Genomic DNA, 13,579 nt, shown 5'->3' on the forward strand with positions numbered 1-13,579 from the left:
GCTCAGCTCTTGTTGCGTTTGACCTGATTGAACGGCACGCCCTTGTCGGCGGCCAGCTCACGGGGGAATCCGAGGATGCGCTCACCGATGACGTTGCGCGCCATCTCGGAGGATCCGCCGCCGAGCGATCCGGTCTGGCGGGACAGGTACCGCACGCCGACGTCGAGCAGTTCCGACGTCGCCGGATCATCCTCGGAGCCTTCGTCGATCACGCCTGCGGTGCCGGCGATCGCCAGCGCGGTGTCGACTTCGAGTTCGGTGGTCTCGGCGTGGAACAACCGGATCAGCGTGCCCGCGTTCGGCGGCAGCGACCCGTCGGTGATGCTGCGGAAGACGTGGTCGATCAGCTGTTCCTTGACGATGCGGCGCACCAGGGCACGGCCGGCGAGGTCCTGGACGCGGGGATCGTCAGCCTGTCCGGTGGCCACGGCCAGCGCGACGTGGTCGGGTGGCATCTCGCTGGCATTCTCGGCGGCGGTGCCACTGGCGAACTCGGAGCCGCCGCCCACGGCGCGGCGTTCGTGGTGCAACTGCCGGGTGGCGACCTCCCAACCCTTGTTCACCTCACCGACCACGGCGTCGACACCGAGCTCGAGGCCGTCGAAGAACTCCTCGCAGAACTCCTCGTTGCCGTTGACCTCCTTGATGCGCCGCATGGTGATGCCGGGTGAGTCCAGCGGCACCAGGAACATGGTCAGGCCTTCGTGCTTGGGCACCGTCCAGTTGGTGCGGGCCAGCAAGAGCCCGTAGTCGGCGGCGAACGCGCTGGTGCTCCACGTCTTGGCGCCGTTGATGATCCACTTGTCGCCGTGCAGTTCGGCGCGGGTGATCACCCCGGCCAGGTCGGAGCCGCCGCTGGGCTCGGACAGCAACTGGCACAGGATCTCGTCACCGCGGATGGCGGCCGAGATGCGGTCGCGTTTCTGGTCTTCGGTGCCCATGTCCAGGATCGTCGCCGCGCAGATCGTGAAGGTCGGCACGTTGAGGATCAGCGGCATCTCATAGGAGCGGCATTCGGCGTTGAACGCCCGCTGGTAGGCGTAGTCCAGACCGAGCCCGCCGTACTCGCGCGGGAAGCAGATGCCTGCGAAACCGCCCTCGTGCAAACGCTTCTGCAGTTCCTTGGCCCGGTCCCAGGATGACTGCTCGGCCCGCACCGAGAACGGCGGACGGTCGGGGTCGATGCGGGGCATGTTCCCGGCGAGCCAGTCGCGTGCGCGGGCGGCGAAATCGTCGACCGACTCGACGGTGCCGGTGGAACCGGCCGATGCCATGGTGTCGGTCACTTCGCCGCCTCCGTCGTGCTCAGCGCGTACACCGCGCGATGGTGGTCCTCGGGCGAGCCGAACATCGCCCTATACAGCGCGGCCCGGCGCAGGTAGAGGTGCAGGTCGTGTTCCCAGGTGACGCCGATGCCGCCGTGCAGCTGCACACAGTCCTGCAGCATCACCGGCGCACGTTCTGTCACATAGGCTTTCGCGACACTGGCGAGCAGCTCCGCATCGGGGGAGCGCTCGGACACCGCACGCACCGCGCCCGCGGTGGTGCCGCGGGCGGCCTCGAACCACATCTTCATGTCCGCGGCCCGGTGCTTGAGCGCCTGGTAGGACGCGAGCGGTCGGCCGAAGCTGTGCCGGTCGAACAACCACTGGTTGGTCATCGCCAGCACGGCATCGAGGATGCCGACGGTCTCGGCGCACTGCAGCACCAGGGCGATCTGGCGCTGGCGTTCGATGATCGCCGGGGTCTGTTCGGCCGTGCCCACCACCGCGGTGTCGTCGATCTCGACGCCGTCGAAGTGCACCCGGGCGTACCGCTTGACGAGGTCCACCGAGGCTTGCGGGGTCACCGTGACGCCCGCGGTGTCGGTCGGTACCAGGAATTGGCGCACGGCACCGTCGAGTTCGGCGGTGACCAGCACCGCGCCGCTGTCGGCGCCGGCCTCCACCCGGTCCTTCACGCCGTCGAGGCGGTAACCGCCTTCGGTGCGGGTGGCTTTCGTCGCGGCCTGCAGCGGCGTGAACGGACGTCGTGGTTCGTACACCGCCCACGACGAGACGAGTTCGCCGGAGACCAGCGCTTCGATGGTCTCCTCGTGACCGTCGGGAGCCTCGACCAGCCCGGACAGCACGATGCTGACCGGGTGGAGAGGGCCGGGCGCCACCGTGTGGCCGATCTGCTCGGCGACCATCGCCAGGTCGGCGACACCGTCACCGGAAACGCTGCCGCCGCCGAGCTCTTCGGGCACCAGCAGGCTGGCCCAGCCCAGTTCGGCAGCGCGCTGCCACCATTCGGGCTGAAATGACACGTCCGAGGCGTGCAGTCCGCGGACATGGGTCAGGGACGCCTGCTTCTCCAGGAAGGTCGCGGTGGTGGAGGCGAACAGAAGCTGTTCCGGATTGGCGGTTGTCATGGAATCAGTTCAGCCTCTTCGTTGTCGGTGTCACGCGAGGACGAGGGCGGGCACGTCGGGTGTGTGCACCACCTTGTTCTCGACCTTGAACAGATCGATCATGTTCTTGCCCATGACTTTCCGGACGCCCTCGGCGTCGAGGCCGTGAGCTTCGAGGTCGGACACCAGGTTCAGCGGATCGGCAAGACCCTCCGGATGCGGCCAGTCCGAACCGAAGATCACCCGGTCGACGCCGCACAGGTCGGCCATCTTCTTGAAGTCGTCCTCCCAGAACGGGGCGACGTACACGCAGCGCCTGAACGCCTCGACCGGGTCCTCGGGAAACTCGTTCGGCATCTTCGAGAACACGTCTTTGAACTGGTAGAAGAGGTAAGGCACCCAGGACGCGCCGTTCTCCACCGACAGGACACGGAGATCCGGGTTGCGGGTGAAGGCGCCGTGGCAGACCAGCGCGGCCATGGTGTCCTCGATCGGGCGCTTGCCCATCGCCACCATCCGGAACGACGTCGGCTTGAACGGCAGGAACTCGTCGGCCGGCTCCCAGTCGTTGAGGTACTGCGCGTAGCCGCTGTCGGAGGCGTGCATCGCCACCGGGATGCCGGCCTTCACACACGCCTGCCAGAACGGGTCGAACTCCTCGGTGCCGAACGAGCGGGTGCCGCGGTAGCCGGGCACCGGCGCGGGCCGCACGAGCACGGTCTTGGCGCCGCGTTCCAGGCACCACTGGAGTTCCTCGAGGGCGCGGTCGACGATCGGCAGCGTGATGACCGGAGTGGAGAAGATCCGGTCCTCATAGTTGAACTGCCAAGTCTCATACATCCATTCGTTGAGCGCATGGATGATGTCGTGGATCAGTTCGGGGTCGTCCTTGAGCCGCTCCTCGACCAGTGAGGCCAGCGTCGGGAACATCAGCGTGTAGTCCAGGCCGAGCCCGTCCATCACCTCAAGGCGCGCGGCGGGTTCGCGGAACGCGGGAATCGCCTTCATCGGCTTGCCCATCACCTCGCGGTAGCTCTTGCCGCCGCTGCCGTGGCGGAAGTAGTCCTCCTGGGCGCCCGGGCGCGCGACGACCTCGAAGGTCGGGTTGGGGATGTAGTCGCTGATGTGGTTGCGCACCATGATCTTGGTGCGGCCGTGCACGTCGATGTAGTCGATGACGCCCTTGCGCTTGTCCGGGAGGAACTTCGTCAGCGCTTCCTTGGGCTCGTAGAAGTGATTGTCGGCGTCGAACACCGGATAGTCGAGGATGCGTGACGGCATGACGTGGGCTCCTCACATGACGTGTTTGCATTCAGCGGTAATGGCATTACCGATAATGGTAACGACATTACCACGGGTGTTATCGAAGCAGTCCGCGCACGCAGAAGGTGTGCACCTGGGCGGCGACGACCGGCGTCCCGTTGAGTCCGGCGCCCAGATCGCGCAGGCGGAGCGCGCTGAGCACGGTCTGCATCAGGATCGCGGCGTCGGTGTCGATGTCCAGGTCGGTGCGGAACGCGCCCTCGTCGATCCCGCGGCGCAGGATGTCCGCGATCAGTCGGTGCAAGGGCGCCAGCACATCGGCGAACTCTTTGGGCCGGGTGTCCATCAGGTGGTCGTTGTAGTAGGTCAGACCTCGGTTGATGCTGTCCTGGGTGGTGGATTCGGGCGGGGCGCTGATCCGGTCGATGAGCCGGCGCAGTGCGTCGACACCGGTCAGCGACGCGGTCTCGGCGCGCCAGCGTTCGGTCGCATCGGTCATGATCTTGTCGGTCAACGCCAGCAGCAGTTCGTCCTTGCTCGCGAAGTGCTGATAGAACGCACGCAGCGAGGTCTTGGCGCGCTCGACCACCTCCAGGACGGTGAAATCCGTGCGGCCCGTCTCGCCGAGGATCTCCAGCGCCGAGCCCATGAACCGGCCCACGCGCGATTCGGGTGCATCCACGGTAATGACGTTACCGCTTTCGGAAAACCTCAGTTACTGTTCCCACGATCAGTCACCGAGTGGAAGCGATGGCACATGACAACCGAATCGGCGCAAACCCCGTGGACGGTCCAGGGTCTGCTCGACCTGTTCGACGCGGAGCCTTCCGGGCAGGATGTCTTCACCGCGCAGACCGGCCTGGCCGCCGAGGACGAGCGGCAGGTGGTGGAGGGCACGCAGGTGCTCGCCCAGTCGATCGTCGCTGCCGCCAAACGATTTCCGGACAAGTCGGTGCGCTCGGTGTACTCGGTGTTCGCCAGGGCGGTGCTGGTCGGCGCGGGCCCGGTCGAGTTGGAGGTCGACGTGGTCAGCGAGGGACGGTCGACCGCGACGGCCGTGGTGACCGCTAAGCAGAACGGGAAGCGGTGCATCACCACGACGGTGCTGGCCGACGTGCCGACCGCCGACGTGATCCGTCATCACCTGCCCAGGCCCGACGTGGCCCCGCCGGCCGAGGCGAACGCGTCGGCGATGCCGATGACCGGACGGGAACTGCGCCTGGTCGACGTCGTCGACGTCAACAGCCCCGACGAGGTCGGGCCGCCGGAGTTGTTCGCATGGCTGCACTACGACCCGATTCCTGAGCGCGACGACCTCGCCAAGGCGCTCATCGCGTATTTCACCGGACACCTTGGCATTTCGACGACGATGCGGGCCCACGGGGGCATCGGTACCAGCCAGGCCCACCTCACGGTGTCCACCGCGCCGATGACGGTGTCGGTGAGCTTCCACGAGCCGGTGCGCTGGGACGGCTGGCTGCTCTACACCCACGAGAGCACGCAGGTGGGTGCCGGCATGTCGTATGTGCGCGGCACGGTGCACACCGAGGACGGCGAGTTGCTCGCGTCGTTCACCCAGGACGCGCTGATCCGGCCGTTGCGCACCACCGACACCACGATCAAGGAGCAGTCGCGCCTCTAGAGTGCGGCCAGCACGGCCGAGTGCAGCACCTCCAGCGGCAGGCCGCCGAGGTCCAGCGCCCGGCTGTGGAACTCCTTGAGGGACACCCCGCGGCCGACCACCTCGTCACGCAGTTGCTGCCAGATGCGTTGACCGATCGCGTAGGACGGCGCCTGCCCCGGCCAGCCGAGGTAGCGGTCCAGCTCGAACCGCAGGTTCTCCTCGGCCATCGCGCTGTGGGCCTGCAGGAACGTCCACGCCCGGCCGGCGTCCCAGGTGCCGCCGTCGGGTGCCTTCAGACCGCAGTGCACACCGATGTCGATCACCACCCGTGCCGCGCGGAACCGTTGGGCGTCAAGCATTCCCATCCGGTTACCGGCGTCCTCCAGCCAGCCCAGCTCGGCCATCAGCCGCTCGGCGTAGAGCGCCCAGCCCTCGCCGTGCCCGGACACCCAGCAACCGAGCCGGCGCCAGCGGTTGAGCTCGTCGGCAAGCACCACCGCGCGGCCGATCTGCAGGTGGTGTCCCGGCACGCCTTCGTGGAAGACCGTCGTGGTCTCCTGCCAGGTGTGGAACGTGTCGACGCCGTGCGGCACCGACCACCACATCCGGCCGGGACGCGACAGGTCCTCCGAGGGGCCGGTGTAGTAGATGCCGCCGGTGTGGGTCGGCGCGATCCGGCACTCCAGGTTGCGCAGAGCGGGATCGATGTCGAAATGCTTGTCGCCCAACGCATCCACCACGCGGTCGGACAGATCCTGCATCCAGCGTTGGAGCGCGTCGGTGCCGTGGACCAGATAGCGCTGTTCATCGTCGAGCCGGCGTAACGCCTCGGCCGCGGACGCCCCGGGGTAGAGCTGATCGGCGATCGCGTCCTGCTCGGCCACGATACTTTGGAGCAGGTCGAGTCCCCATTCGTAGGCCTCGTCGAAATCGACTGCGGCGCCGAGGAAGTTACGTGACATCACGGTGTACACCTCGCGCCCGCAGCCGTCGGTGTCGCGGGCGTGCGGGGCGATGTCGTCGCGCAGCGTCGTCGCCAACCAGGTGTAGGCCTCGGCCGCGTCCCTGGCGTGCCGGACGAGCTGGGACTGCAGTGCGGGGACGTCGGCGTCGGCGACCATTGCCACGAACAGTTCGGCGTTCTGGTTCGCCTGCTGGATGCCTCGGCGCACCTGCCGGACGGCCGGTCCGCGACCGTCGCGGCTCGCCGCGCGCAGCGCGTCGGCATACCCGGCCACCCGCTGCGGGATCTGGGTCAGCCGCCGGTCGACGGTGGCCCAGTCGTCCTCGTTGTCGGTGGGCATCAGGTCGAAGACGTCGCGCATCGTCTGCAGAGGGGAGGCGATGACGTTGAGTTCGCCGAGATCGAGGCCGGCGTCGTGCATGGCGAGCAGGACGCCGAGGCGCTCGCGCATCGCGGCGACGGTGACCACGTCGACGGTGTCGGTCGGGGTCACGGCATCGAGTTCGCGCAGCGCGGCGCGGGCGGCCTCGGCGCGGGCCTTCACGCCGTCGGGGGAGTAGTCGGTGATCTGGTCGTCGTGTCCGGCGATGCCCGATTCGGTGGCCGCGCACGGATCCAGGGCCGCCGAGATCTCCAGATAGCGTTCGGCGACGGCGTCGACGGCCGTGGTGGGCCTAGCCAAGGTTGTTCGTCGCGAAGGTGTCGCACTTGGCCGGGTCACCGGTCTGGTACCCGGTGGTGAACCACTTCTGGCGTTGCGCCGACGAACCGTGGGTCCACGACTCCGGGCTGACCCGGCCGGTGGCCGCCTCTTGGATGCGGTCGTCGCCGACGGCCGAGGCCGCGGACAACGCGTCGGTGATGTCCCTGTCGGTCAACGGTTCCAGAAACGGCACGTCGGTCCCTTCCTGCTTGGTGATCGCCGCGTAGTGCGCCCACACCCCGGCGTAGCAGTCGGCCTGCAGTTCGGTGCGCACGCCGCCGCCGGTCGGTCCGGTCGGATCCTGCTGCGCCCGGCCGAGCACGCCCTGCAGGTTCTGCACGTGATGGCCGAACTCGTGGGCCACGACGTACTCCTGCGCGAACGGGCCGCCGCTGGAACCGAACTGGTCTCGCAGCACGTCGAAGAAGCCGGTGTCGAAGTAGGCGGTCTGGTCTCCCGGGCAGTAGAACGGGCCGACCTCGCTGCTGGCGAAGCCGCAGCCGCCGGTGTTCACACCGCCGGTGAAAATCTCGACGTTCGGCCGCCGGTAGCCGGGCATCAGCTGCGCCCACACGCCGTCGAGGGAGTTCCCGGTCGCCACGACCCGGCACTGCACGATCTCGTTGGCGTCCTTCCCGGTCCGGCACTGGCTGAGGTCGAATCCGGGCGCTTCGACGCCCTGGGTGTCCATCGGGGCCTGGGCGGGCATCACCGTGCCCGGATCGACGCCGAGGAACAGAGCCACCACGACGATCAGGAGCCCACCGAGACCGCCGCCGACCGCGATGCCGCGGCCGGGACCGCGGCCCCCGCCACTGCTGGTCGATGTGGTGCTGGTGTCGATCCGCATGCCCTCGTTGAAGGTCATCTCGCTACCCCCGTCCACCGCCTGCCCGCTGCGCGGGGCTGCCTGACACCCATGCCGGTCCAGCTTCGCACACTACGATTTGGCGCGTGGCTGCCGTCGCCGGAGAACCAGCTGTGCTGAGCACGCCGTCGGGGGATCTGCGAGGCGGGGTCGAGGGCGGCATCGGGGTGTGGCGCGGGGTGCCGTATGCCGAGCAACCCGTCGGACCGCGGCGTTTCCTGGCGCCCGAGCCGTTGTCCCCGTGGTCGGGGGTGCGCGACGCACGCGAACACGGGCCGTTGCCGCCGCAGACCAAGTCGTTCGTCGGAGGGGGCCGTGACGATCCGAAGGCGCGTGACGAGGCGTGCCTGACGTTGACGGTGTGGTCGCCGGACACCGCGGCGTCGCTGCCGGTGATGGTGTGGATCCCCGGCGGTGCGTTCGTCTACGGCGCGGGCCAGTTCCAGCTGTACAACGGTTCGCGGCTGGCGGCCAACGGCAACGTGGTCGTCGTCAACGTGACCTATCGCATCGGTGTGTTCGGCGGGCTGGAGCTCAGCGATCTCGGAGAGGGGTTCGACGACAACCTCGCGCTGCGGGACCAGATCGCGGCGTTGCGCTGGGTGCGGGACAACATCGCCGCGTTCGGCGGGGATCCGGGCCGGGTGACGGTGTTCGGCGAGTCCGCGGGGGCGACGTCGGTGTTGGCGTTGATGGCGGCGCCGGAGGCGGCCGGGTTGTTCGACCGGGCCATCGCGCAGAGCCCGGCGCTGCCGTTGATCGCCGACCGCGAGTTCCGCGCGGTCAATGCGCACGAGTTCCTGCGCCGACTCGGTGTCGGCGTCGACGAGGTCAAAGCCCTGCCGCAGCGTCAGCTACGCCGCGCGGCGGGCATGGTGCAGCTCAAGAGTGCCGCGACCACCCCGACGCTGGCCTACGGGCTCACGCATGGCACGGATCTGCTGCCCCGCGATCCTGTCGATGCCGCGCGGGAGGGGTTTATGACACGGGTGCCGTTGATCGTGGGGACCAACAGCCATGAGGCGTCGATGTTCGCGTGGACGAAGCCGCCGATGTTGCCCACCACCAGAGACTCGATCGACGCGTACTTCGATCGTGTTGCTCCGCACGCCAAACAGGCTGTGCTGCAGGCATATCCGGCCTACCCGCGGCGCAGCGCCCTGGTTGCTCTCGGCGCGGATGCGATGTTCGGCGGCCCCACCTGGGCGTTCGCCGACGCCTACAGCTCGCATGCGTCGACGCGGATGTACCGCTTCGACCATTTCGGGCTGAGTCTGCGCATGCTGGGGTTGGGCGCGACGCACGGCAGCGAGATCGTGCACATCCATCACAGCTACGAGTCGTTCGTCGGGCGCAAACTGCACCCGTTGGGCCGGCGAATCCAGCCCGGTGTCGGGCGCCGGATGCAGCGGGCCTGGCTGGATTTCGCCTGGGGCGGGGTGGGCGTCGAGCACTGGCCGCTCTACGAGACAGGGCAGCGGCTGACTCGGCTGATCACGTCGACTCGGGACGTGATGGTTCCCGATCCCGACCGGGATCGGCGAGAGGCGTGGGCAGCGGTGTACTAGGGGATCAGCGGCCTCGCCACCGCGGTGCACGTTTGTCGCGCCACGCCTGGATTCCTTCGGCCACGTCCTCGGTCGCGGCGGCGACCTTGCGCATGGTCTCCCCGAAGCGCACGGATTCGATCCAGCCCATGTTCGCCGTGCGCCACGCCACCTCCTTGGTGGCGCGCTGCGCGAGCGGCGCCGCCTCGGTGAGCGTCCGCGCCCACGACTGCGCTTGCGCTTGCAGACGATCAGGCTCGACCAGCCGCCACACCAAACCGATCTCCTTGGCGCGCTCGGCGGTGATCGGTTTGCCCGTCAACAGCAACTCCATCGCATCGGCCCACCGCACCCGTTCCGGCAGCCGGATCGCACCCACGACGGTGGGCACCCCCAGCGACACCTCCGGAAACGCGAAGGTGGCGTCGGTGCTGGCAATCACGAAGTCGCAGAACAGGACTCCGGTCAATCCGTAACCCACGCACGGGCCGTGGACGGCGGCGATCGTCGGCTTGAACAGTTCCATCCCTGATTCGAACGAGTTGATGGTGGGCTTCTCCCAGAACGTGCCGCCGAAAGTGCCGACGGAGCCCTCGCCGTCCTTGAGGTCGCCGCCCGCGCAGAAGACGTCACCGTTGGCGGTCAGAACGCCCACCCAGGCCTCCTCGTCGTCCCGGAACCGGTCCCATGCCGCGTTCAAGTCCTGCCGTAGGGCGCCGTTGATGGCGTTACGGGCCTCCGGCCGGTTCAGGGTGATCGTGGCGACGTGGTCGGCCAGTTCGTAGGTGACGAGGCTCATCGCTGGACCCTAGCGCCGTTCAGGCCATGGCCCGCGCCAACGCGATGTGACCGTCGAATCCGACTTCCTCGGCGTGGGCCCGGTAGCGGTCGCGCAGCTCGGCGTAGGCATGCAGATCGCCGTCGGCCTTCGCGAGCATCGCCCGCATGCGCATCAGCGGAAGTTCGTGATACAGGAAGGTGGGCTCCGTGGGGGTGGCAGCCAGTTCAGCGACGACCTTCTCGGCGTCTTCGCGATCACCTTCGCGGTTGCGGGCGAGGAGTGCATCGACGAGAACGGTGGTGGACCAGCCCCGGTTGACACCCTCGCCGGCGCGGATCTCGCTCGCGAGCACCCCTCGGCACAGATCGACAGCGGTGTCGTAGTCCCGGCGGCGGATCGACTCCGCTGCCACTTCCAGGTCGACACACCATGCCGCGATGATCGTGTACCGGTGTTCGAGCGCGACCTGCCGCGACTTCGCCATCAACTCGAAGCCCAGCCGCCGGTCGGTGTCCCGACGGCGTACCAGGATGAATCCGTAGGTGAATTCGGCGTTGGTGAGCAAAAGGTTGTCGCCGAACCGGCGTGCGATGTCAAGGGCCTCAGCGGTGTCGCGCAGCGCGTCATCGTCGGCGACCAACGCCCAATTCATGATCGCGACGTACTTGAACATCACCACGGTGGAGAAGGTGAACTTGTCCACGCTTCGGGCGATCGAGAGTGCGTCGTCGAAATCTTGACGCCATCCGCTGATCCCCAGGCAGCATCGCGTCGACGCCCTCATCGCCAACGCCAGCGCCAGTGGAGATCCGACGACGAGGTTGCCCATCGTCGCATCTCCGGCCGCGTCGTCGATGGACCGCTGGGCCAGATCCAGCGATGCCGACATCTCGCCGGCGTCCCACTTGGCGATGGCGCCCACCATCGGGATCAGTGCGACCGCCAGCTCCCGGTCGCCGATCGCGTCGAGTAGCTCCACCTGCTCGGACGCGAGCCGAGACGCCTCGGTGTAACGGCCGTGAAAGTTCAGCATCTGGATCAGTCCGGCCATGCCGATCGCCAGGGACCGTTTGTCGCCGGCCTGCTGGGTCAGGTCGCGCAGCTCGTCGAATCCGACATCGGCCAGCTCGCCGCCGACCCGCCAGGTCGTGGCCGCCAGCCACGTTCGCGCAGCGATGCGCATCGTCAACCGGTCCGGTTCGTCCTCGGGCAGGCCGTCGGCGACGGCGACCGCGCGCTGCCAGCTCATCCTGGCCGCGGCGATGTCGCGATGAGTCGCCCAGGTGCCGGCCGCCATATGTCGGTCGAATGCCGCACGGAGGTCACCAGCTGCTTCGAGGTGGGTGGCGATCAGTGCCGCATTGGCCGCAGCGCCTTCGGGATCGGTGCGTTCGATCTCGGCCGCGATGCGGCGGTGAAGTTCGGCCCGGCCGGCCCTCAGCTGAGATTCATAGGCGACGGCGCGCATCAGGGGGTGCCGGAAGGCGTACTGATCCGGATGGGTGCTCACCCGTGCGATCAACTCGGCATCCACCAGGTCATCGATCGCCGAGGACCCGGCTACGGCGTCCAAGAGCGTGCGGGAGAACGGGGAGCCGATCGCCGCGGCCGCGTACAGGGTGCGTTTGGCTGCCGGAGCGAGCCGGTCGATCCGGGCGGCGATGGTGGTCTGCACGGACGCCGGGACGGGGATGTCGGCATCTCCCTGGCAGGTGAAGGCGCCTCTCGTCCCACCGAGGACGCGGCGCTCGGCGAGATCCCGGATCATCTCCTCGATGAAGAACGGGTTTCCCGCGGCTCGATCGGTGATGCGCTGGGCCAGCGTGGCCACGGAGGTGTCCGGACCGACGAGCGAAACGGTGAGCTTCGAGGAGCTCGAATAGTCCAGGGGCGCAAGCGCGATGGTTCTGTCGGCCGGTCTCGCGAGCGCACCGTGGTAGTCGGGTCGGTGCGTGATCAGCACCAGGGCTGCGGCGTCGGCGATCGTGCCGAGGAAATCCGCGATCATCGCCTCGCTGGCCGCATCTATCCAATGGGCGTCTTCGACCACATACACCGTCGGTTGACGACGCGAGAGCAGGGCGCTGTCCAGAAGTGCGGTGAGGCGTCGCTTTCGGGCATCAGGCGTGACGTCTTCCGGCGGGGGACGGCCGTCGCCGATTCCCAGCATGTCGTCGAGCATCAGTAGGTCCTGCGGGTCGGCGTCGGGCAGCGCCGAGCGTGTGGCCGCCCTGGCGCTTTCGGCCGGCACGTGCTCGATGCCGAAGAAGGCTCGCAGCAATCCGGTGGCCGCGCCGAAGGGCACGTCGCAGGTATGGGATTGGCAGTAGGTCCAGAACACCTGCATGCCGCGATCGGTGGCGAGCGCGGCGAGTTCGCGGGCGAGCCGGCTCTTGCCGATACCGGGCGTTCCCACCACACGTACCACCACGCCCCGGCCACGAGAGGAGTCCTCCAGACTGCCTACCAGCTCGGCGATTTCGGAGGTGCGCCCGACAAACGGGGTGTCCGCGGACCGTAGCTGGGCGCGTTCGGCGGCTCCCAGCAACGTCCGTGCGGGTACCGGTCGGTTCGCGCCCTTGATGTGCACCCACTCCACCCCGCCCAGTTGAGCGTCGTGTTCGACCAGGCGTGCGGTGGTCTCGCTGACCATCACCCCGCCCGGCGGCGCCACGGACTCCATTCGTTGGGCGAGCCCGACGTGCTCGCCGATCACGGTGTAACCGGGCGAATCGGAGCCGATGTCACCCGCGATGACCTGGCCGGAGTTCAGACCGACACGAACTTTGAAATCCATACCGTCGCGCACACGGACCTTCTCGGCCAGGTCACGTGCTTCGTCCTGAATGGCCAACGCCGTCAGACAAGCACGAAGCGCGTGGTCCTCCATCGCGAGAGGCGCGCCGAACAGCGCCATGACCCCGTCGCCGATGAATTCGACTGCGCCACCGTAGCGCTTTACGACTCGCGTCGACCTGTCGAGCAGTTCGGACATGATCTCGCGCAGACGTTCTGGGCCCACGGCGCTCGCGATGTCCATCGACCGGGTCACATCGGCGAACAGGACCGTCACATTCTTGTACTCCGGCACGGCAGACACGGGGGACAGGACCGCACCGCACTGGTCACAAAAGCGCGCGCCCTGACGGGCTTCGGTGCTACAGGCTCGGCACCGGGTCTGTTGTTCGCCCATCCGCGATCCCGACGATCTGACGGCAGTTCGGGCTCACGATAGTCCTGCCGGATCGGCTGCGGAGCTGAAGGACCTGATCGTCAGTTTCCTGCTCATCGACGACTACTCATACGGGGTGGCCGTCCTGGAAGCGGCGAACCACGATTGTCGGCGGTCCGGCAGCTACTTTCTGCCAGCGGTCGGTCAATCTCTGCCAACCGAAATTATTGCCCTGACCTGCTGGTTCCAGCTATCAGAAGCAGAG

General features: G+C 67.8%; 10 protein-coding genes. 2 read left to right on the top strand and 8 right to left on the bottom strand.

Going from position 1 to position 13,579, the window contains the following annotated elements:
- Positions 1–2: 2 nt before the first annotated feature.
- The 4 genes from MVA01S_RS11500 to MVA01S_RS11515 all read right to left on the bottom strand — a co-directional run bounded on the left by MVA01S_RS11500 (position 3) and on the right by MVA01S_RS11515 (position 4,304).
- Positions 3–1,286, bottom strand: coding sequence for an acyl-CoA dehydrogenase family protein (locus MVA01S_RS11500; RefSeq protein WP_003933358.1), 1,284 nt, complete (start codon positions 1,284–1,286; stop codon positions 3–5).
- A complete protein-coding gene (locus MVA01S_RS11505) occupies positions 1,283–2,413 on the bottom strand; it encodes an acyl-CoA dehydrogenase family protein (RefSeq protein WP_003933359.1) in 1,131 nt (376 codons plus the stop codon). Before MVA01S_RS11505 ends, MVA01S_RS11500 begins: the two co-directional genes overlap by 4 nt.
- A gap of 30 nt (positions 2,414–2,443) precedes the next feature.
- Positions 2,444–3,673 carry an amidohydrolase family protein gene (locus MVA01S_RS11510; RefSeq protein ID WP_003933360.1) on the bottom strand — a complete coding sequence of 410 codons (1,230 nt, stop codon included), beginning with the start codon at positions 3,671–3,673 and terminating at the stop codon, positions 2,444–2,446.
- A 79-nt stretch (positions 3,674–3,752) separates the two neighbouring features.
- Entirely contained in the window at positions 3,753–4,304 is a 552-nt protein-coding gene (locus MVA01S_RS11515; protein ID WP_081529180.1) for a TetR/AcrR family transcriptional regulator, read from the bottom strand.
- Between the two features lie 108 nt (positions 4,305–4,412).
- Between MVA01S_RS11515 and MVA01S_RS11520 the strand changes: the two genes are divergently transcribed.
- Positions 4,413–5,297, top strand: a complete 885-nt coding sequence (locus MVA01S_RS11520) for an acyl-CoA thioesterase (RefSeq protein ID WP_003933362.1) — start codon at positions 4,413–4,415, stop codon at positions 5,295–5,297.
- Here MVA01S_RS11520 and MVA01S_RS11525 read toward each other — a convergent pair.
- Positions 5,294–6,925: a DUF885 domain-containing protein gene (locus MVA01S_RS11525; protein ID WP_003933363.1), complete on the bottom strand. Its 1,632-nt coding sequence runs from the start codon at positions 6,923–6,925 to the stop codon at positions 5,294–5,296. The two genes, MVA01S_RS11520 and MVA01S_RS11525, sit on opposite strands and share 4 nt — an antisense overlap.
- On the bottom strand, positions 6,918–7,814 hold the full coding sequence (ypfJ, locus tag MVA01S_RS11530; RefSeq protein ID WP_003933364.1) for a KPN_02809 family neutral zinc metallopeptidase: 897 nt from the start codon (positions 7,812–7,814) through the stop codon (positions 6,918–6,920). Before ypfJ ends, MVA01S_RS11525 begins: the two co-directional genes overlap by 8 nt.
- 113 nt (positions 7,815–7,927) lie before the next feature.
- Between ypfJ and MVA01S_RS11535 the strand changes: the two genes are divergently transcribed.
- Positions 7,928–9,382: a carboxylesterase/lipase family protein gene (locus MVA01S_RS11535; RefSeq protein WP_003933365.1), complete on the top strand. Its 1,455-nt coding sequence runs from the start codon at positions 7,928–7,930 to the stop codon at positions 9,380–9,382.
- Positions 9,383–9,386: 4 nt separating this feature from the next.
- Here MVA01S_RS11535 and MVA01S_RS11540 read toward each other — a convergent pair whose 3' ends face one another.
- Positions 9,387–10,160 (bottom strand): enoyl-CoA hydratase/isomerase family protein, encoded by a 774-nt coding sequence (locus MVA01S_RS11540; protein WP_003933366.1) that lies wholly within the window; start codon positions 10,158–10,160, stop codon positions 9,387–9,389.
- Positions 10,161–10,179: 19 nt separating this feature from the next.
- Entirely contained in the window at positions 10,180–13,242 is a 3,063-nt protein-coding gene (locus MVA01S_RS11545; RefSeq protein WP_003933367.1) for an ATP-binding protein, read from the bottom strand.
- Positions 13,243–13,579 lie beyond the last annotated feature (337 nt).

Origin of the sequence: Mycolicibacterium vaccae NBRC 14118 = CIP 105934 (assembly GCF_001552715.1) — a bacterium.
Classification (GTDB): Bacteria; Actinomycetota; Actinomycetes; order Mycobacteriales; family Mycobacteriaceae; genus Mycobacterium; species Mycobacterium vaccae.